General features: G+C 64.5%; 21 protein-coding genes. 5 read left to right on the top strand and 16 right to left on the bottom strand.

Annotated elements, in window-relative coordinates; genetic code table 11:
• The first annotated feature begins 44 nt into the window (after positions 1 to 44).
• Positions 45 to 476: a DUF6896 domain-containing protein gene (locus tag ACP7B7_RS08050; protein ID WP_308920775.1), complete on the top strand. Its 432-nt coding sequence runs from the start codon at positions 45 to 47 to the stop codon at positions 474 to 476.
• Between the two features lie 31 nt (positions 477 to 507).
• Here ACP7B7_RS08050 and ACP7B7_RS08045 read toward each other — a convergent pair whose 3' ends face one another.
• Together ACP7B7_RS08045 and ACP7B7_RS08040 are read right to left on the bottom strand one after the other, a co-directional pair.
• A complete protein-coding gene (locus tag ACP7B7_RS08045) occupies positions 508 to 1,293 on the bottom strand; it encodes an NYN domain-containing protein (protein WP_426076302.1) in 786 nt (261 codons plus the stop codon).
• Between the two features lie 131 nt (positions 1,294 to 1,424).
• Entirely contained in the window at positions 1,425 to 2,435 is a 1,011-nt protein-coding gene (locus tag ACP7B7_RS08040) for an AraC family transcriptional regulator (RefSeq protein ID WP_426076301.1), read from the bottom strand.
• 61 nt (positions 2,436 to 2,496) lie between these two features.
• On the opposite strand from ACP7B7_RS08040, the gene ACP7B7_RS08035 reads away from it, so the two are divergent.
• The gene (locus ACP7B7_RS08035; RefSeq protein ID WP_374694183.1) at positions 2,497 to 3,762 is read left to right on the top strand and encodes an MFS transporter; all 1,266 of its coding nucleotides are present in this window, start codon (positions 2,497 to 2,499) and stop codon (positions 3,760 to 3,762) included.
• 35 nt (positions 3,763 to 3,797) lie between these two features.
• On the opposite strand, the gene ACP7B7_RS08030 is transcribed toward ACP7B7_RS08035, so the two are convergent.
• The gene (locus tag ACP7B7_RS08030) at positions 3,798 to 4,208 is read right to left on the bottom strand and encodes a hypothetical protein (RefSeq protein ID WP_426076300.1); all 411 of its coding nucleotides are present in this window, start codon (positions 4,206 to 4,208) and stop codon (positions 3,798 to 3,800) included.
• 151 nt (positions 4,209 to 4,359) lie between these two features.
• Here ACP7B7_RS08030 and ACP7B7_RS08025 point away from each other — a divergent pair, with 151 nt between their 5' ends.
• The gene (locus ACP7B7_RS08025; RefSeq protein ID WP_308920779.1) at positions 4,360 to 4,926 is read left to right on the top strand and encodes a TMEM175 family protein; all 567 of its coding nucleotides are present in this window, start codon (positions 4,360 to 4,362) and stop codon (positions 4,924 to 4,926) included.
• Positions 4,927 to 4,945: 19 nt separating this feature from the next.
• Positions 4,946 to 5,212 (top strand): UBP-type zinc finger domain-containing protein, encoded by a 267-nt coding sequence (locus ACP7B7_RS08020; RefSeq protein ID WP_426076299.1) that lies wholly within the window; start codon positions 4,946 to 4,948, stop codon positions 5,210 to 5,212.
• 23 nt (positions 5,213 to 5,235) lie between these two features.
• Here the strand turns inward: ACP7B7_RS08020 and ACP7B7_RS08015 are convergent, their stop codons facing one another.
• From ACP7B7_RS08015 to ACP7B7_RS07975, 9 genes are all read right to left on the bottom strand, one after another.
• On the bottom strand, positions 5,236 to 6,297 hold the full coding sequence (locus ACP7B7_RS08015) for a maleylacetate reductase (RefSeq protein WP_426076298.1): 1,062 nt from the start codon (positions 6,295 to 6,297) through the stop codon (positions 5,236 to 5,238).
• Positions 6,298 to 6,299: 2 nt separating this feature from the next.
• Positions 6,300 to 6,662, bottom strand: coding sequence for a Dabb family protein (locus ACP7B7_RS08010; RefSeq protein ID WP_308920782.1), 363 nt, complete (start codon positions 6,660 to 6,662; stop codon positions 6,300 to 6,302).
• 54 nt (positions 6,663 to 6,716) lie between these two features.
• Positions 6,717 to 7,931, bottom strand: a complete 1,215-nt coding sequence (gene mmsB / locus ACP7B7_RS08005) for a multiple monosaccharide ABC transporter permease (RefSeq protein WP_426076394.1) — start codon at positions 7,929 to 7,931, stop codon at positions 6,717 to 6,719.
• Positions 7,927 to 9,456 (bottom strand): multiple monosaccharide ABC transporter ATP-binding protein, encoded by a 1,530-nt coding sequence (gene mmsA, locus ACP7B7_RS08000; RefSeq protein ID WP_426076297.1) that lies wholly within the window; start codon positions 9,454 to 9,456, stop codon positions 7,927 to 7,929. The genes mmsB and mmsA overlap by 5 nt, the downstream gene beginning before the upstream one ends.
• 60 nt (positions 9,457 to 9,516) lie before the next feature.
• Positions 9,517 to 10,587, bottom strand: a complete 1,071-nt coding sequence (chvE, locus tag ACP7B7_RS07995) for a multiple monosaccharide ABC transporter substrate-binding protein (RefSeq protein WP_308920785.1) — start codon at positions 10,585 to 10,587, stop codon at positions 9,517 to 9,519.
• A 105-nt stretch (positions 10,588 to 10,692) separates the two neighbouring features.
• Entirely contained in the window at positions 10,693 to 11,781 is a 1,089-nt protein-coding gene (locus ACP7B7_RS07990) for a Gfo/Idh/MocA family protein (protein WP_426076296.1), read from the bottom strand.
• Between the two features lie 18 nt (positions 11,782 to 11,799).
• On the bottom strand, positions 11,800 to 12,810 hold the full coding sequence (gene iolG / locus ACP7B7_RS07985) for an inositol 2-dehydrogenase (RefSeq protein ID WP_426076295.1): 1,011 nt from the start codon (positions 12,808 to 12,810) through the stop codon (positions 11,800 to 11,802).
• Between the two features lie 31 nt (positions 12,811 to 12,841).
• Positions 12,842 to 13,747: a sugar phosphate isomerase/epimerase family protein gene (locus ACP7B7_RS07980; protein WP_308920788.1), complete on the bottom strand. Its 906-nt coding sequence runs from the start codon at positions 13,745 to 13,747 to the stop codon at positions 12,842 to 12,844.
• A gap of 33 nt (positions 13,748 to 13,780) precedes the next feature.
• Positions 13,781 to 14,602 (bottom strand): intradiol ring-cleavage dioxygenase, encoded by an 822-nt coding sequence (locus ACP7B7_RS07975; protein WP_374694314.1) that lies wholly within the window; start codon positions 14,600 to 14,602, stop codon positions 13,781 to 13,783.
• Between the two features lie 199 nt (positions 14,603 to 14,801).
• Here ACP7B7_RS07975 and ACP7B7_RS07970 point away from each other — a divergent pair, with 199 nt between their 5' ends.
• Positions 14,802 to 15,716: a LysR family transcriptional regulator gene (locus ACP7B7_RS07970; protein WP_426076294.1), complete on the top strand. Its 915-nt coding sequence runs from the start codon at positions 14,802 to 14,804 to the stop codon at positions 15,714 to 15,716.
• Here ACP7B7_RS07970 and ACP7B7_RS07965 read toward each other — a convergent pair.
• From ACP7B7_RS07965 to ACP7B7_RS07950, 4 genes are all read right to left on the bottom strand, one after another.
• Positions 15,692 to 16,603, bottom strand: coding sequence for an arginase family protein (locus ACP7B7_RS07965; protein ID WP_426076293.1), 912 nt, complete (start codon positions 16,601 to 16,603; stop codon positions 15,692 to 15,694). The two genes, ACP7B7_RS07970 and ACP7B7_RS07965, sit on opposite strands and share 25 nt — an antisense overlap.
• A 73-nt stretch (positions 16,604 to 16,676) precedes the next feature.
• Complete coding sequence (locus tag ACP7B7_RS07960; RefSeq protein WP_426076292.1) at positions 16,677 to 17,594, bottom strand: helix-turn-helix domain-containing protein; 918 nt, start codon at positions 17,592 to 17,594, stop codon at positions 16,677 to 16,679.
• A 58-nt stretch (positions 17,595 to 17,652) separates the two neighbouring features.
• Positions 17,653 to 18,189, bottom strand: a complete 537-nt coding sequence (locus tag ACP7B7_RS07955) for a Dps family protein (protein ID WP_426076291.1) — start codon at positions 18,187 to 18,189, stop codon at positions 17,653 to 17,655.
• A gap of 55 nt (positions 18,190 to 18,244) precedes the next feature.
• Positions 18,245 to 19,225, bottom strand: a complete 981-nt coding sequence (locus ACP7B7_RS07950) for an MBL fold metallo-hydrolase (RefSeq protein ID WP_426076290.1) — start codon at positions 19,223 to 19,225, stop codon at positions 18,245 to 18,247.
• Positions 19,226 to 19,272 lie beyond the last annotated feature (47 nt).

Genomic DNA, 19,272 nt, shown 5'->3' with positions numbered 1-19,272 from the left:
TTTTTTAATATCTTGAAAAAATTGCTGATCCACGTTGAAACCATATGAATGAGAACCTTGCCCGCTTGATTTCGGATTACCAGAATAGCGTTCGCGCTGCATTGGTATTGATGAAACGATCTGGAATTCCCATGCCAGATAGCAGTACCGCATGGGCTGGAATGGACATTCCTTTTCGTGGCCAACTTGAAGGCGGTATTTCTTACTTCAAGCATGGCATTGGCTGTGCGGTAGGCCTGGCGACAGGCACGGTAGATTTCGATTTCGGGGACGATGGCGAAATCGACGGTGTTGACCTGGACCGGCTGACAGGATTTGCCAGGTCATCCCTGGAAAAATACGACTTTGAGGCCGAGGATTCATTGGCGCATTGTTTTAAGGCAGCGGTGGCGTCAGGTGCGTTGATATATTCCGGATATATGCTGTATTACCTTGCGAACCGGCCGCGTGCGCTGGCAGTTGATGTGGATGAATGATTGCCATATGGTGCGAGGCCAAGTCCAGGTATTAAGGAACCTTGTGCATCTTCACCTTGCGCATATCCGATAGCCCCACCGTGTGATGGCCGCCCGGCTCCACCGTGACGGTCAGCAGGTCATACGTCCTGACCATGTTCAGCAGGCCGGAATGGCCGAAGTTGGTCGGCGAGAATCCCGAGTCTGTCCGCTTCAGGTATTGTCCCAGCGCGCCCAATCCTACTTTTCCCTCGGCCGCATCGCCGACCAGCAGCCTGACCGCGTCGACCACCAGCAGCGGCTGCAGCTTGACGCCTTCCCTGGGCTTGGCTGGCGCAGGTTCAGGCTGCACCGGCGTCAGGATAACGGGCGCGGCGTGCGCCGGGCTGGCGGCAGGCTCTGGCGTCCACTCGAAGAACTGGTCGCTGGCGTTACGCAGCGCCGACGGCGTCTTGGCTTCGCCGACGATGCAGACGGAAGCGCCGCGCTCGCGCAGCTTGCGGCACAGATAGGCGAAATCGGAATCGCTGGTGATCAGGCAGAACACGTCGGCACGCTGGTCGAACATCGCCTCCAGGGCGTCGAGCGCCAGTGCGATATCGGCCGTATTCTTGCCACTGGCATACTGGAATTGCAGGCAGGGCGTGAATGCCTGTTCCACCAGCGCCGCCTGCCATTTGGCGCTCAAGGTCGTATGGTTGCCATAGCCGCGCCGCAAGACCACGCGCCCGAATTGCGCCACCATCCTGAGGGCATACGCCAGGATGGCCGGGCTGGTGTTGTCGCAGTCGACCAGCACGGCGACGCGGGTTTCTGTCACGCTTGAAGGAACACTCATTTGCACCTTTCCATGGTTGGCCAGCTTGCGGCGGTATGCGCAATGCTGTTTGCTTTATTGTAATCGCACCGCGACGCGCGCGACACATCGCCATAGCGTAAATGGCCGAAGTGGCCGCCTCCCTGCGCGGTTCAGGCGCCGCCATCCGCCGGCTTGCGCCGGCTTACGCCAGGTGTCTGGCCGGTGATGCGTTTGTAGGCGCGGCTGAATGCGGCCTGGGAGGCGTAGCCGAGGCGCTGCGCCACGGTCTCGACCGGCAGCCGGCCCTGGCCCAGCCACTGGCTGGCCAGGTGCATGCGCAGCTCGGTGGCATAGCGCAGCGGCGGCGTGCCGATCGTCGCCTGGAAGCGTTCGGCGAACGCGGAGCGCGAACTGTGGCATTCGAAGGCCAGTTCTTCCACCGTCCAGTTGCGGCCCGGTTGCCGGTGCAGCGCCAGGATGGCGCGCGCCAGGCGCGGGTCGCGCAGCGCCGCCACCAGGCCGGAAGCATGGTCGCAACCACATTCCACCCAGCCGCGCACGATCATGGCGGCCGCCACTTCGGCCAGGCGCGCCAGGATGCCGGCAAAGCCGACGCGGCCCGAACACACTTCGCTTTTCATGGAGCCGAGAATGGCCGCCAGGCCAGGGTAGCGCTGCCCCATCACATCGGCCACCATCACCTCGGACATCAAGGGCCCCAGGCCTTGCATGCCGCCGAGATCGAATTCCATGCAGCCATAAAACAAGATGGTCCCCGGTGTCATGCCGAGGCTGGGGCAAGCATCGACGGCGTCGACCTTGTCGCCCAGCGGCGAAGCCTGATAGCTGTCGATGCCGATGGCCGGCATGTCGGCGCTCGACAAAAGTTGATGCGCGCCGCCGTGCGGCATCAATACGGCATTGCCTGCCGCCAGCGCATGCACGGTGCCGTCGCTGGTGCGCAGCACGGCCGAGCCGACCGCGAGGAAGTGAAAATAAGCATGACCCGGCCTGGCCTCGAAGTGCAGGCCGAACCGGGCACCGGCCTGCACCCGGCGGTATTGCACGCCGCGCAGGCGCATGTCCGTCAGCAGGGCGCTGATCAGGTCGGAAGACAAGGCGAATACGTCGGTGTGCGTCATTGCCGGGGTTTTGATCAAAAAATGCAGGGTTTCCATCATAGACCATCCGAATCAGCGCGTCTACAGTGAGCGTCTTGTTCAAACCTTGAGGAACCATGCAATGAGCGATTGTATCTGTGATGTATCACCCGGGACCGGGACCGGGACCGGGACCGGCAAGGCTGCTGCCGGCGCCGAACCTGCGGCGCCGGCCTGGATGGCGGTGTTTTCGCTGACGATGGGCGTATTCGGCTTGCTGACGGCGGAATACCTGCCGGCCAGCCTGCTGACGCCGATGGCCGCCGACATGCGGGTGTCGGAAGCGCTGGCCGGGCAGGCGGTGACGATCACGGCCGTGGTGGCGCTGTTTGCCGGCCTGCTGGTGCCGCGCCTGACGCGGCGCTTTGACCGGCGCCTGGTGCTGCTGGCCTTTTCCACGCTGATGATCGCGTCGAACCTGCTGGTGGCCCTGTCTTCCAGCCTGGGCGTGTTGCTGCTGATGCGCATGCTGCTCGGTGTCGCCCTCGGCGGTTTCTGGAGCATGGCGGCGGCGGTGGCGATGCGGCTGGTGCCGGCCAGGCTGCTGCCGCGCGCGCTATCTATCATTTTCAGTGGCATCGCCGTGGGAACCGTGGTGGCGGTGCCGCTGGGCAGCTATCTTGGCGGCCTGTACGGCTGGCGCAGCGCATTTTTTGCCGCCAGCGCTATCGGCGTGGTCACCCTGGCATTCCAGTGGCTGACCTTGCCGCAGCTGCCGGCCCGCCCCACGGCCGGGCACGGCACGGTAATGGGCCTGCTGCGCCGTCCCGGCATTGCGGTGGGCATGCTGGGCTGCGTGCTGGCGCATACCGGACACTTCGCTCTGTTTACCTATATCCGGCCCTTCCTGGAAACCACGGCACATGTCGCACCTGACACGCTGGCGCTGATGCTGCTGGGTTTTGGCCTGGCCAACTTTGCCGGCACCTTGCTGGCCGGGCAGTTGATGCAACGCAGCCTGCGCCTGACCCTGGTGCTGATGCCGGCGCTGGTGGGTGTCGCCGCGCTGGCGCTGGTACTGTTGCCGGCCTCGCTGGCCGGGCAGGCCTTGCTGATGGCGATCTGGGGCCTGGCGTTTGGCGGCGTGCCGGTGGCCTGGTCGAACTGGGTGGCGCGCGCCCTCCCGGATCAGGCGGAAAGCGCCGGCGGGATGGTGGTGGCGTCGGTACAGTCCGCCATTGCGGCGGGGGCAGCGGCCGGAGGCGCCATGTTCAGCATCAGCGGCATCGCCGGCGTCTTCATGGCCGCCGGCGCCTTGATGCTGCTGGCGGCGCTGCTGATCGCGCTGCGCGTCAGGGTGCCCGCTGCGCAGGCTGGTGCGAACGCGGGCGCGGCGCTGCATGGTTGATCTGCCTGCAGCGGCACGGCAGGGAAGGTTCAAGCCTAGCCCTGCACCGCAATTGAACTGAGCAATTTTCTGACGGCGCCATGCGCCATGACGATCTCCGGCGCGTCGTGCAGCAGCGCGTTGTATTTGGCTTGGAACTCCTTGTCGCCGTCTTCGGACGGGCCGATCAGCGCTTCCAGCGCGCGGCGGTAGGTCAGGGCGACCGCCGGGGTGACCGGTTCCGGCTCGTCCAGGCGCTCGTCCATCTGCGCCATCAGGCCCGACAATTTCTGCAGCCAGGCGAAATGCGGGTGGTTGGTGACCAGTTGCAGCAGTTCCAGCGGGCTGCCGACGGCGCCGAAGTACTGGGTTTCCACGTTGATCAGGTGTTTGTGCAGGTCGCGCAGGGCGCGCGCCAGGGCGATCAGGCGGGCGCGTTCGGCCAGGTCGTTGTCGAGAGAGGTCATGCGTGGCTCCATGGGTGGCGATGCCTCAGTGTAGCGGCAATTGCGGCTTTTTTGTCCCTGTCTTTGGGTCAGGCGGATCATGGGTACTGGTCTTCCGGCAGGCGGCAAGCGCGCGTCTTCGCGCTAGCATGGTTCATTTGCCCCCGACATCATGAACAAGAGCCGCCTGGAAGCGTTTACCGATGGCGTGGTCGCCATCGCGATCACCATCATGGTGCTGGCGCTGAAGGTGCCCAGCGGGCCGCACTGGACCGAAGTGCTGGAGCTGGCGCCGGTGCTGTGCGCCTACCTGCTCAGTTTTGTGTATGTCGGCATCTACTGGGTCAACCACCATCACGTGCTGCAGCTGGCGCGCCAGGTCAACGGGCGCATACTGTGGACCAATCTGCACCTGCTGTTCTGGCTGTCGCTGGTGCCGCTGGTCACCGCCTGGGCCGGCAATTACCCGCTGACCCCGGCGCCGATGGCCTTGTACGGCGTGGTGCTCCTGATGTGCGCGGTGGCTTTTCGCATGCTGGTACGCTCGCTGGTGGCCAGCGAAGGCCCCGATTCGCCGCTGGCGCAGGCGCTGGGCCATAGCCGCAAGAAGGAATTGTCGATCGCGCTGTACCTGGTGGCGATTGCGCTGTCGCTATGGTATGCGCCGGCCGGCGCCGCCATCTATGTGGCGGTGGCCGTCTTGTGGCTGATACCGCAGCGCAGGAAAGATACACCGTAATCATCCACAGGAGAGCAATATGAGCCAGGCTTGCCAGCATTTGCACGATATCCATACGCGCGGCGCCAATTCCGAAGGCTGCGAGGAATGCCTGAAACTGGGCGACGATTGGGTCCACCTGCGCGTGTGCATGGTGTGCGGCCATGTCGGCTGCTGCGATGATTCGAAGAACAAGCACGCCACCAGGCATTTTCATGCGACCGGGCACCCGATCATCCGCTCCAAGGAGCCGGGCGAGACCTGGGGCTGGTGCTATGTCGACGAGCTGTTCTACGATCCGATCTGACCCTGGCGGTGCAGGTCGGGGGCTCAGACCGCCGGGCGCTTGCCGCTCCATGCCCGCTGCAGCAGTGCCCGCAAGGGCGCCGCTTCGACCGGACGCGGGTTCCAGTACGGGTTGGCCAGCGCGGTGGCGCAAGCGTGGTCCAGGCCATCGGCAGGCATGCCGATCTCGCTCAGGGCCAGCGCAATGCCCAGCTCCTGCGACAAGTCAAACATGCCTTGCGCCGCATCGTCGCTGCCCAGCGCGCGCGCGATGCGCCGCATGGCCTCGGGCGCCGCGTTGGCGTTGTAGGCCAGCGCATGGGGCAGGATAATGGCGTGGGTCTCGGCATGCGGCAGGTTGAACGAGCCGCCCAGGGTGTGGCACAGCTTGTGGTGCAGCGCCATGCCCACCTGGCCCAGCACCGTGCCGCACAGCCAGGCGCCATACAGGCAGCTGCCGCGTGCGTCGAGGTCCTGCGGGTCCTGGCGCAGCTTGCGCAGGCCGCTGGCCAGCGAGCGTATGCCTTCCTCTGCCATCAGCGACATGACCGGGTTGCCGTCCTGCGCGTACAGCCCTTCGGCCGCATGGGCGATGGCGTTGATGCCGCTCACGAACGACATGGCGGCCGGCAGGCCCCGCGACAGGCGCGGATCGTAGATGACGGTGCGCGGCAGCACTTTGCTGTCGCGGCCCGTGCGCTTGATGCCGTTTTCCGTAATGCCGTAGATCGGCGTCATCTCGGAACCCGCATAGGTGGTCGGGATTGCGATGATGGGCAGCGGCGACTCGAGCGCGATGGCCTTGCCCAGGCCGACGGTCGAGCCGCCGCCGATGGCCACCGCGCAGTCGGCGCCCAGGCGCGCCGCCACCGCCACCGCCTCGCGGGCGCTGGCGATCGGCACGTGCATGACGGCGCCCGCATGGATGCCGGCGCAGCGCCTGCCCAGCAGGCCGGCCACCATCTCGGCCTGCTGCGTCTGTTCTCGTGTGCACAGCACCAGCGCCCGGCTGGCGCCCAGCAGTTCGACTTCGCGCTCCACATGCTTGACGCTGTCGAGGCCGAATACCACGCGCGAGGCCAGCGCCGTATAGGTAAAGTCATACATGATCATTCCTCTCTTCGGTTGACGGTGGCGGGGACGGCGTAGTCGACCTGGTGGCGGGCGATGCGGCTGTCGCCCAGCAACTGCTTGACGCGCAGGTGCTCGGGGTGGCTGGCGTAGGCGGCCAGGCTGGCCCGGGAGTCGAAGTCCATGCACAGCACCACGTCGCAGGCATAATCGACCCCGCTCATGTCCAGCCCCACCTCGACGCTGCGCATGCCGGGGATGCGGCCGGCCAGCGCTTCGAACGTGGCCTTGATCAAGTGCGCCGCCGCGTTTTTTTCCTGCGGCGTCTCGCCGCGCACATCCCACATGACGATGTGCCTTACCACAGGCGGGTGCGATCCCGCCGTCGTTGCCTGTTCCATTGCGTATCCAATCGAGCGTGTTGTAAAGGCCGGCGCCTGGCGGCCGGCGCGAAATCAAGCCTTGTTCTTGTTGTAGACATCGAAGAACACGGCCGCCAGCAGCACCAGCCCCTTGATGATCTGCTGGTAGTCCACGCCGATGCCCATGATCGACATGCCGTTGTTCATCACGCCCATGATGAAGGCGCCCACCACCGCGCCCATCACCTTGCCGACGCCGCCCGAGGCCGAGGCGCCGCCGATAAAGCAGGCCGCGATCACGTCCAGTTCGAAGCCGGTGCCCGCTTTCGGCGTGGCGCTGTTGAGCCGCGCCGCGAACACCATGCCGGCCAGCGCCGCCAGCACGCCCATGTTGACGAAGGTGTAGAACACCACGCGCTCGGTGCGCACGCCCGACAGCCGGGCCGCCTTGGCGTTGCCGCCGACGGCGTACACGCGCCGGCCCATGGTGGTGCGGTTCATGACAAAGGTGTAGACGGCGATCAGCAGGCCCATCACCACAAGCACGGTCGGCATGCCGCGATAGCTGGCCAGGATGGCGGACAGGCCGACGACCATGCCGGCCAGGATGGCGTTCTTCAGCACGAACAGATACACAGGGCCGGTGTGCAGGCCATGTTTTTTCGCATTGCCGCGCTGGCGCCAGTCGAGCACGAAAAAGCAGGCGCCGACCAGGCAGCCCAGCAGCATGGACGTCAGCCGCAGCGGCGTGGTGCCCAGCAGCTCGGGGATGAAGCCGGCGCTCAGCAGCGAGAAGCCGGCCGGGAAGGGGCCGATCGACTGGCCTTCGAGCACGACGATAGTCAGGCCGCGAAACACCAGCATGCCGGCCAGCGTGACGATAAACGAGGGCATGTGCCAGAACGCCACCCAGTAGCCTTGCGCCGCGCCGATCAGGGCGCCGGCCGCCACGCACAGCAGGGTGGCCGTGACGGGGTCGAGCCGGTAGTTCACCATCAGCACGGCGGCCAGCGCGCCGACAAAGCCGGCGATCGAGCCGACCGACAGGTCGATATGGCCGGCCACGATGACCATCAGCATGCCCAGCGCCATGATCACGATATAGCTGTTCTGCAGCACCAGGTTGGTGAGATTGAGCGACTGCATCAGCACGCCGCCGGTCGACCACTGGAAGAACGCCATGATGAGTATCAGCGAGATCATCAGGCCGTAGTCCTGGAAGCCGCGCTTGAGCGCGCCCGAAAAATCCCCGTTGGGGAGCAGCGCGCCCGTGGGCGCGGCCGGTGTCGATAAGGTTGTCATTTCAATTGCCTCCATTTTTTACGATTGCCCGCATGATTTTTTCCTGGCTGGCTTCCTGCGCGCTGAACTCGGCCACGAAGCGGCCCTCGTTCATTACATAGATGCGGTCGCACATGCCCAGCAGTTCTGCCATTTCCGACGAGATCATCACCACGCACTTGCCCTCGGCGACCACCTCGTTGATGATGGAATAGATCTCGTACTTGGCGCCCACGTCGATGCCGCGCGTCGGTTCGTCGAGCATCAGCACCTCGGGCTGCGCATACAGCCATTTGCTGATCACCACTTTCTGTTGATTGCCGCCCGACAGCTTGCCGACCGCCTGCGCGCCGTTCTGGCAGCGGATGCGCAGCTTGCGCAGGAACTCGTGGCCGACCGTCACCTCGCGCTGCTCGTCGATCACCGCATAACTGGCCACGCCGCCCAGGTTGGCCAAGGTGATATTGCGTTCGATCGAGTCGTCCAGCAGCAGGCCGTCGCCCTTGCGGTCTTCCGTCACATAGGCCAGGCCGGCGGCGATCGCTCTGGGCACGCTGGAGACGTCGACCTTTGCGCCGCGCAGAAACACTTCGCCACGGATATCGGCGCCATAGGCGCGGCCGAATATGCTCATCGCCAGTTCCGTGCGGCCCGCGCCCATCAGGCCGGCGATGCCGACCACTTCGCCGGCACGCGCCTCGAAGCTCACGTCATTGACCACCTTGCGTTCGCGGTGCACGGGGTGGCGCACGTGCCAGTTGCGCACTTCGAACACGGGTGCGCCCACATGTGGCGTGCGTTTCGGGTAGCGGTCCGCCATGTCGCGGCCCACCATGGCGCGGATGATGCGGTCTTCGCTGACGCTCTCCGTATGGCAGTCCATGGCGTCGACCGTGGCGCCGTCGCGGATCACGGTGATGGCGTCGGCCACGCGCGAAATCTCGTTGAGCTTGTGCGAGATGATGATCGACGTCACGCCGCGCGATTTGAGTTCCAGCAGCAGGCCGAGCAGGCGTTCGCTGTCGTTTTCGTTCAGGCTGGCGGTGGGCTCGTCGAGGATCAGCAGCCTGACTTCCTTCGACAGCGCCTTGGCGATTTCCACCAGCTGCTGCTTGCCCACGCCCAGGCGGCCGATCGGCGTGTCCGGGCTGTCGCTCAAGCCGACTTTGTCGAGCAGCTGGCGCGTCTTCGCATACGACATGGCCCAGTCGATCACGGTGCCGCGCGCCTGCTCGTTGCCGAGGAAGATATTCTCGGCAATCGACAGCATCGGCACCAGCGCCAGTTCCTGGTGGATGATGATGATGCCCAGCGTTTCGCTGTCGTGGATCGAGGCGAAGCGCCGTTCTTCGCCCGCGTAGCACACCGCGCCGTCGAAGGAGCCGTGCGGATAGACGCCACTGAGGATCTTCATCAGGGTCGACTTGCCGGCGCCGTTTTCGCCGCAGATGGCGTGGATCTCGCCCTGCCGCACCGTCAGGTTGACGTTGTTGAGCGCTTTCACGCTGCCGAAGCTTTTCTGTATGCCCCGCATTTCAAGGATGGCTTGCATGGTTTTCTCGCTGTTGTCCGCCAGGCGCGATCTGGCCGCGCCTGGCAAAGTGGGTGGCGCTTACTTCAGCTGCGCTTCGGTGTAGAAGCGGCTGCGCGTGACCAGCACATCCTTCCAGTTGCCGGCATTGACCAGCACCGGCGCCACCAGGTAGGTCGGCACGATCTTCACGCCGTTGTTGTAGTTCTTCGTGTCGTTCACCTGCACCTGCTTGCCGGCCAGCGAGTCGGCGACGATGTCGGCCGTGCGCGCTGCCAGTTCGCGCGTATCCTTGAACACGGTGGTGGTCTGGTCGCCGCGGATGACGGCCTTGATGTTGGGGATGTCGGCATCCTGGCCCGTAATGACCGGCATTTTTTGCTGGCCGCTGCCGTAGCCGACGCCCTTGAGCGAGGAAATGATGCCGATCGCCACGCCGTCATTGGGCGACCACACCGCGTCGACGCGGCCGTTGCTGTAGAAGGCGCTCAGCAGGTTGTCCATGCGCGACTGCGCCGTGGCGCCGTCCCAGCGGTAGACCGAGACTTTTTCGATCGCCACCTGCTTGCTGCGGATGACCATCTTGCCGCTGTCGATATAGGGTTTCAGCACGGCCATGCCGCCGCCATAGATCTTGTGCGCGTTGTTGTCGTCGATCGAGCCGGCGAAGACCTCGACATTCCACGGCGTCTTGCTGCCGCTCTTGTCGTAGGCGCTGGTGATGCTTTGCGCCTGCAGCACGCCGACCTGGGCGTTGTCGAAGGTGGCGTAGTAATCGACCTTGGCCGTCTGCGTGATCAGGCGGTCGTAGGAGATGATCTTGATGCCCCTGCTGCTGGCGTTCTGCAGCACTTCGGACAGCGTCTTGCCGTCGATGGGGGCGATCACCAGCGCCTTGACGCCCTTGGTGATCATGTTCTCGATCTGGCTGACCTGGGTCGGCACATCGTAGTCGGCGTACTGCAGGTTGGCCGCATAGCCCTTGGCTTTCAGCGCGGCGACCATGTTCTGGCCGTCGCTGATCCAGCGCGCTTCGGTCTTGGTCGGCAGCGAAATGCCGATGGTGCCCTTGTCCTGGGCCAGGGCGGGGGAGGAGGCCACCAGCGCGGCGGTGAACGACAGTGCCATGACGGCGTGGTTAATCAGTTTCATCTTGCGTCTCCGTATAGTTATGTGGGCGTGCCGGAATTTCAGGGCGAACGCTGCCAGCGAACCTCGCGGGAGGTTCGGCACAGGGTGCTGGCAGCGTGGTGAAAATCAGTCGATAAAGACTTCCGCGCCGGCCTGCTTGCTGGACGCAAACATGGCTTCGATGACGCGGCTGATGTTCCAGGCCTGGCTGGCCGGGACGACCGATGGCGCGCCCGTGCGCAGAGCGTGGAAGAAGGCGTTCGCCTCGCGGTCGAAATACACGGGATTGCCGATTTCGGCCAGTTCCGGCGAATACTCGGTTTTTTTGGTGGCCCAGATTTCAGGGAAACTGGTTTCCTGCCATTCGGTCCAGCCGGCCGGGCGCGAGCCCTTGCCCGAGTCGTAGACCTTGTAGCTGGCCGGCAGCGAACGCGAGGACATGATGCCTTCGGTGCCGTAGGCCGTGATATCCCAGCTTTCCGTCCATGGCAGCACGTCCCACGACATGAAGTCGAGCACCACCACCTTGTCGTCGTAATTGAGCACCGCGCCGGCCGCATCCTCGCGCGACTCGTCGCCACGGAAATTGGCGAACTTGGTGATGCGCGCATTGACCGATTTCGGCACGCCGAAGTGCAGCAGGATGCGGTCGACCAGGTGGCAGCCGATCACGAACACGGCGCCGCCGATGTCGCCCGGCTGCGTCATGTGGCTGGTGGCAGCCTCGTCATGCGAGCAGCCGCCATGGGCGCGCACCTGCACCACCTTGCCCAGCCGGCCAGACTTCAACGCGTCCTGCATGGCGTCGACCGACGGCGCGAAACGCCAGCAATAACCCACCTGCAGCAGGCCGCCCGTGCGCTCGACCAACTGCACGATGCGGCTGGCGTCCTGCGCGCCGCGTCCGGCCGGCTTTTCCACCAGCACCGCCTTGCCCGCTTCCAGCGCCTCGATCGCCAGGTCAGCCATCTTTTCGCTTTTTGAGTGGATCAGCACCGCGTGCACGGCGGGGTCGCCCAGGATGGCTTCCTTGCTGCGCACTTCCAGGCCCAGCGCCTCGACAAATGGCTGCAGCAGCGGGCTGTTGTCCCAGGCGCCCATCATTTTGGCGTCAGTACGGCGCTGGATGGCTTTCACGCGACCGGAGGTGTGCGGGTGGGTCACGCCCAGGCAGGCAATCCCGGCCACCTGGTTCTGCGCAAGTTGGTAAGTCATGTCGTCTCCTTCGATCGATTATTCACGCGACAGGCTGGCCACCGCCACCGTCAGGCCCGTGCGCGCCGATTCCACCGCGCACTCGGCCAGCAGCAGCGCCTGCAGGCCATCCTGGATGGTGACCGGCATGGCCGACTTGCCGGCCAGCGCGTCGACAAAGGCCGTCATTTCATTGCGGTAGGCGTCGACATAGCGCTCCAGGAAGAAGTTCAGCAGCGGTTCGCGCGCGTCGGTGGCGTCGGCCGTCCAGCGCCGCGCCGTCGATGGGCGCAGGTTGTCCTGCAACAGCATGCCTTTCGAGCCCGACACTTCGAAGCGCTGGTCGTAGCCATACACGGCTTCGCGGCAGCAGTTGATCTGGCACTGCTTGCCCGACGCCGTCTGCAGCAGCACCATTACGGTATCGTAGTCGTCCAGTTCGGCCAGCGAGCTGTCGACCAGGCGGCTGCCGATGGCCGTCACCTGAACCGGCTCCTCGCCCAGCAGCCAGCGCGCAAAATCGAGGTCGTGGATCACCATGTCGCGGAAGATGCCACCCGAATGCAGCACGTACTCGCGCGGCGGCATGCCGGGGTCGCGGCTGCTGATGATCACCTGGCGCACCTCGCCCACTTCACCCGCATCGATGGCCTTGCGGAAGGCCTGCGAGGTGGGGTCGAAGCGGCGGTTAAAGGCCAGCATCACGCGCCCGTCCAGGCGCAGCACTTCAGCGGCAGCGGCGCGCGATTTTTCCAGGTCCAGGTCGATCGGTTTTTCGCACAGCACGGCCTTGCCCTGGCGCACCGCGCGCAGCATGTAGGTGATATGGGTGTCGGTCGGCGTGCCGATGACGATGGCGTCGATGTCGTCGCGGTCGATCAGGGCCGCGCAATCGGTGGACGCTTCGCAGCCATGCTTGCTGGCCAGCGCCTGCGCCGCCGCTTCGATGGGGTCGGCCACGGCCACCAGGATGGCGTTGGGATTGGCGGCCACGTTGGCGGCGTGGATTTTGCCGATGCGGCCGGCGCCCAGTACTGCGATTCTGATCATGCTTGTCTCCAGTTGGTGTTGTTGTCGTTGCTTATTGAGCTGCTTGTTTTGCCTTGCGTGCTTCCAGCGCCGCGAATTGCGCCATCGTCGTGTCGAAGGCGCGCTGCGCCATCACCTCGAGCGGCAGGCGGCGGTAGGATTCGGAAATCATCTCGACGCCGTAGTATTTGCCCGTGTAGCCGGCCTGCTGCACCGCGCCGATAAAGCCGGGAATGTCATAAAAGCCTTCGCCGCACAGCTGGCGGTTGAAACGGGTGTCCTCGAACAGGGTACCCACCACTTTTTCGTCGGCGTCGTCCAGTTCCACCGACTTGATGAAGCGGGCCGGGATGGCGGCCACCTTGTCGAAGCCGTCGCCGCTGCGCACCACGTGCCAGCTGTCGACCGTCAGGCCGCCGTTGTGCTGGTCGGCCGCCTGCACGATGGCCAGGCCGTCCGCTATATTGCGGACGATGGAAAACGGCATGAATTCCAGCGACACGGTGGCGCCGATGCCGTCGATCTCTTCGCACAATCTGGCAAATTCGGCCGCCATGCGGGGAAAATCGGCCGGGCCCGGGTCGGCGAAGCTGGCGCAGACCTTCAGGTTGCACATGCCCAGCGCGCCACCCAGTTCCAGCACGTCGCGCTTGAACTGGTCGGAACTGGCGCGCAGTTCGCCGTCCTTGTACCAGTCGGCCAGGATCTCCAGTTCGAAATACTTCATGCCATTGTCGGCCAAAATATTGCGCACGCCATGGACGCCAACGCGGGCAATCGTCGCTTTCAGGTCGTCGAGTACCAGGCCCAGGCCTTTCCAGCCCACCCTGGCGGCCGTTTCGGCGCGCGCTTCGAGCGGGAAGGGGCTCACTTCGCTCGGTGAACAGGGGTAGACATCGCCCGCGATGGTCCAGTAGGCGGCCAGTAAATCAATCGGTGATGGTGTCGCTTGCGTCATGCTGTGCTCCGTGGTTCTGAGGTTGGGGTGGGATCAAGGTTGCTGGGGCGCCAGCGTGAAGTTCCAGTCGACGCGCCAGAACGGCGCCGTGGTGCCAAATTTTTCCGCTTGCGCCGCGTCGTCGACCTGCACGAAGTCGGCCACCAGCTCGCGCTTGACGCCGAACACCGTGTCCTGCGCCAGGTAGGGGCAGTCGGGCGTGAAGATATGCGTGATGACGGGCGCGTAGCCGGGCGCCGTGACGATGAAGTGCAGATGGGCGGCGCGGTTCGGATGGCGCCCCAGGCTGGCCAGCAGCTTGCCGACGGGGCCATCGTCCGGGATCGGATAGTGGCGCGGCTTGACCGATTTGAACCAGTAATTGCCGTCCGCGTCGCTGGTGAACACGCCGCGCAGATTGTGTTCGGGCTGGATGCCCTTTTGCTGCACGTCGTAAAAGCCGTCGTCATTGGTCTGCCACACTTCCAGCGTGGCGCCGGCCGCCGGCTCGCCATCGAGTCCCGCGACGCGGCCCAGCACCACCATGGGCTGGCCCTTGCCGTCCTGGCAGATATTTTCTCCCAGCGGGTAATGGGGGGCGTTGGCGATATAGAACGGTCCGAGGATGGTGTTCGGCGTGGCGGCGCTGGGGCGGCGGTGGTTGATGGCGTCGACCAGCATCGACACGCCCAGCACGTCCGACAGCAGGATGTATTCCTGGCGCCAGTCCGAGCACATCTGGCCCGTCTCCGTCAGGAACTGGATGGCCGCCAGCCATTCCTCGTGCGTGGGTTCGACTTCCTTGACGGCGGCGTGCAGGTGGCGCACCAGGGCGCCCATGACCTGGCGCAGCCGTGGGTTGACGTCGGCGCCCATGCGGGCGTTGACGACCTCGGCGGAACCGGCTTCGTCAAAATAGCCGGGCGCGTGCTGCTGCCCGGGTGGGGGTGGCGTTTGCATGACTTGTCTCCTGTCTGTTTTTTTGCTGCTTTTGTATGAAACGAGTATATATTGACTCCATTCGATAAAACAGAGCAGCAAAGGCAAAGTCTTTTGCTAAAAACGGGACAATCGCATGAATCAATTACGGGAAATCGAGTTGTTTGTCGGCGTGGCCGACCTGGGCAGCATCAGCAAGGCGGCCGAGCACCTGGAAATCTCCATTTCGGCCGCCAGCCGCCACCTGATCGCGCTGGAAGAGCGCCTCGGCGTGCAACTGGTCAAGCGCACCACGCGCCGGCTGTACCTGACCGAGGCGGGCGTCAAGTTCCACCAGCAGTGCAAGACCATCCTCGACAGCCTGCGCGAAGCGGAGAACATGGTGACGGCCACCGCCACCAAGCCCACCGGCACCTTGCGGGTAACCGCCTCGCTGTCGTTCTGCCTGCTGCATATTGCGCCGCTGCTGCCCGAATTTAACCGGCAATATCCGGACATCCAGGTGGAAGTGATTGCCGCCAACCGCTATTGCGACATCATCGAGAACGGCGTCGATATCGCCATCCGCACGCGCCAGGTGGAAGCGGACAGCAATATCACCATACGGCGGCTGGCCGAAACGCGCCGCATCCTGGCGGCGGCGCCAGGTTATATCGAGCAGCATGGCATGCCTATCCTGCCGCCCGACCTGCACCGCCACAAGGTGCTGAACTATGCGCTGGCGGCCAGTCCGCGCGAACTGCCGCTCAAACGGGGCAATGAAAAGATCGTCACGAAGATCCGCCCGCTACTCGAATCGAACGACGGCCAGATACTGCGCCACGCGGCGCTGGCCGGCATGGGCATCCTGGTGCAGCCGAAATACATCGTGTATGACGACCTGGTGGCGGGGCGCCTGGTGCCGGTGCTGGACGACTGGGACTTGCCGCGCCTGACCATCAATATCGCCTTCCAGACGCGGGCCCATATGCCGGCCAAGGACCGGGTCTTTATCGATGCGCTGGTGGAACGGTTCAGGAAGAATGATTACGAGCGGCTGTGGATCGCCTGAAGCGCTGTTGTCCGCGGAGGACTTAGCAGCGGTAATTGCGCCAGCATGCGTTTGAGTGCCACAGCGTCCCACGGCAGATGCTCGGCGATGCCCAAGCCCACCACGTCGGCCGCGTGCGCCACGTCGCTGATCAGGCGCAGTACCTGCGCCATGCTGGCCTTGCCTTGCGCCACGCCGTCAAAGGCGCCGGCCGGTGCATCGGGCTGGGCGAACAGCACCGAACGAAACAGGGCAGGATCGAGCACGTCGAGGTCGAGGTGGATGGCGACATGGCGCGCGCCGGTTTCCTTGAGCCAATCCAGCACAGGGGCGCTACCTTCGGCCATGGCAGCCGGACCGATGGCGTGCAGGCCCAGGCGCTCGATAAACTGCGTCTCCACGCCTGTCGTTTGCTGCAGGCCGGCATACATCACTTGCTGTGGCAGCAATGGCAGGCTGACGGCGGCCGTGAAATCGGCGTCGCCTTGGCCCAGCAGATTGCCCAGCACCATGGCGTGCGCATGTTCAAAGTCGTGCGGCGTCATGACATCGGGATGGGCATCGATCCATAGCACGGCGAGGTCACCCTGGTAGTGCTGGTTCAGATAGGCAAATGGCGCCAGGTCCACTAGGCAGTCTCCGCCGAGCACGGCGATGCGTTCCGGCTGATGGCGCTCGATGATGGCGCGCGCCGAATCGAGCTGCCTGAGTAGCGCCGCGCGTCCGACGATGCCATTTTCCATTAGCAGCGGCGCGTCGGTGGGGGCATCGACGTCGACCTGTTCCACCGGCCCATCGTTGGCAGGCGCCAGCCAGGCCAGCAATTGCGCGCCCAGGTGATAGGGAGGATTATTGCCGCCTTGCCATTGGGGGAACAGCAAACGCAGGGTGGTGTTGGAGTCTGACATGGGGCTGGCCTTGAATGTAAAGCGCCATTCTGCCCCGATGGATCGGCTGGCGCTGTGCTGCAGGCGCCTGTCACTATGCCGTGCGCGCCATCAGTTCCTGTGGCGACTGGCCATACTGCTGGCGAAAGGCGCGGCTGAAATGGGCCAGGTTGACAAAGCCATGACTGAGCGCCGTTTCGCTGACCGAGCGATAGCGTCCGGCCCGCAAAGCCACGTGGCAGGCCTGCAGGCGCTGTTGCCATAGCCAGCGCATGGCGGTGGTGCCTTCTTTTGCAAACAAGCGATTCAGGGTGCGCGGCGAGACATGGATGGCCAGCGCCACTTCGTCCAAGCCCAAGCCGTGCGTGGCCAACCTGGCCAGCATGAACTGTTGTGCGCGCCTCAGCAGCTCGGTTTGGTGGCTGGCTGGTACGGCGTCGCTGGTAGCGTCGAAGGCGGTGCCTACCACGTCCAATAGTGATCCCATCAGTTTTTCGCCCGTGGCCGGAGGCTGGGCGCCTGCTTGCCAGGTGGCCAGCATCAGCGAGGCCGCCAGTTTGCCCAGCGCCGAGGCGCCGGCGAGTGTCACGCTCAGCTGCTTTTCTGCTGTGGGCAGGTGGGCCAGCAGCAGGGCGCGCGGCACGGCACAGACGATCTGGTCGTCGCCCCGGGGCAAATCGCAGATATAGGGCCGGGCGCTATCGTACAGCACGATGTCGCCAGCTTGTTGCCTTGACTGGCGGCCTTCCTGCAGTACGCTGGCCTGTTCGCACAGCGAAAGTGATAGAAAGAAATGGTCGATATTGTCGCCGCCAGCCTCGCGCCGGTAGCGCATCGGCACCGAGCGGATGCGCGTGATCGAGGATTGCCCCAGCGCATGTGCCTGCAGCGCGCCATCGAAGGGCGCGTCCGTCAGGCGCAGATTGCGGGTGGGGCCGTAGTTGCTATCGAGCAGCACCTGCCAGGACTCGAAAGACATGGCGGGCGGCGCGCCGTTGGCGGTGGTGTGCATGGTTGTCGCTTGTTTGCGCAAACCCTGATGATACCGCCGTATCGGCTCGGCTGTTTTTTTATTGCGCCTTGCCCGACTGCGCCGCCAGGTGTTCGCCGATAAACCAGCTTTGCAGCTCGTTGCTGCGCACCACCTGGCTGACGATCAGGTCGTTGCTGCCGTCATCGCCCATGTCGGCGGCAGCGCGCGCCAGCGGACGCGCTTCGAGCAGGATGGTTTCATGCGCGTCGAGCAGGCGCGACAGCTGCGCCAGCGCCGATTCGCGGCCGCGTGGGGCCCGTGCGATCGACGATTCGTCGACCACGTCCTGCGCCAGCGCGAAAGTGACGCCGCCCAGTGTCTGCACGCGCTCGGCGATGGCGTCCATGATCAGCACTTGTTCGCCATAGTGCTTGTCGAACAGCAGGTGCAGCTGGTGGAAGGTGGCGCCGGAAGTCTGCCAGTGGGCCTTTTTATAGGCGTCGCGGATCGCCATGGTGTGGGCCAGCAGGCGGTTCAGCGCATGCACGCCTTGCGCGCGCACTTCGGCCGACAGGCCGATGCGTACATTGGCCAGGGAACCGAAGTCTTGCAGGATGTCAGGAGAGTTGCTCATGATGTGCTTTCAAAGTGAGTGAAAATGCGGGCCGCGATGGCCCGTGCCGAAAAGATCAAGGTGCTGGCGGCAAGCCGTCGTAGTTCACGGGCAGCCATTCGTAGCGCTTGCCGTCCTGGTGCAGATGGCCGAGGCCGGGAAAGGCGATATGCGCGGCGCCGACCAGTACATGGTCCTTGCCGAGCTTGCTTAACAGCGCCGCGCGCGTGTTGCGCGCCACATCCTGCTCGCTGTCGTACTGGACGGTGGCTTCCGGGTGCGGCAGCTGCAGCGCCGCCATATGGATGATGTCGCCCCACACCAGCAATTGCTGCTTGCCGCTTTGCACCATATACATGGCGTGGCCGGGCGTATGGCCGGGCGCGGGCATGGCGGTAATGCCGGGTGTCAGTTCGCCATAGCCGGAATAAGGACGGAATCGTCTGGCCGCGATATACGGCGCCGTGCTGGCAACGGCGGCGTCATAAAAGGTGGCGAGAAATGCCGGCCCCTTCGCCTTGCTGGCAGGGTCCAGCCAGTAATCGGCTTCCTGCTGCGACAGGCGCACGGTGGCGTTCGGAAACGCCATCTTGCCGTTGGCGACAATCCCGCCGGCATGGTCCTTGTGCAAATGCGTCAGCAGCACTTCGTCGATTTGCTCCGGCTGGTAGCCGGCGGCGCGCAGATTGTCCAGCAAACGGCCGCAGCAATTACCGTACAGCACGCCGGCGCCCGCGTCGATCAGCACCAGCTTCTTGCCCGTGTTGACCAAAAAGGCGTTGATCGAGCCCTGCACCGGCGCCGCCAGGTCGGCGTCAGCCAGGCCGTGTCGTATCTGGTCCGGCGTGATGCCGCGCATTACCGTGTCGATCGGGAACGCATGCGTGCCGTCGGACAGGGCCGTGATTTCAAACTCGCCCAGCATCATGCGGTACCAGCCCGGTGCCTGCGTGTGCTGCTGCGGCGCGGCCGCGTACACGCTGGTGGCGGGCAGGGCAAGTGGCAGCAGCATGGCGCCGGCCAGTAACAAGGAGGGGATGCTTGTCATGCGTTTCATGCGTGTCTTTCTGTGGTGTTGAGCCTGGATGCCATGTTAGCGGCGGG

Source organism: Janthinobacterium sp. PSPC3-1, from assembly GCF_049896105.1.
Lineage (GTDB): Bacteria > Pseudomonadota > Gammaproteobacteria > Burkholderiales > Burkholderiaceae_D > Janthinobacterium.
Note: the sequence above shows the minus strand (reverse complement) of the source record. Positions and strands in the feature narration are given on the sequence as shown.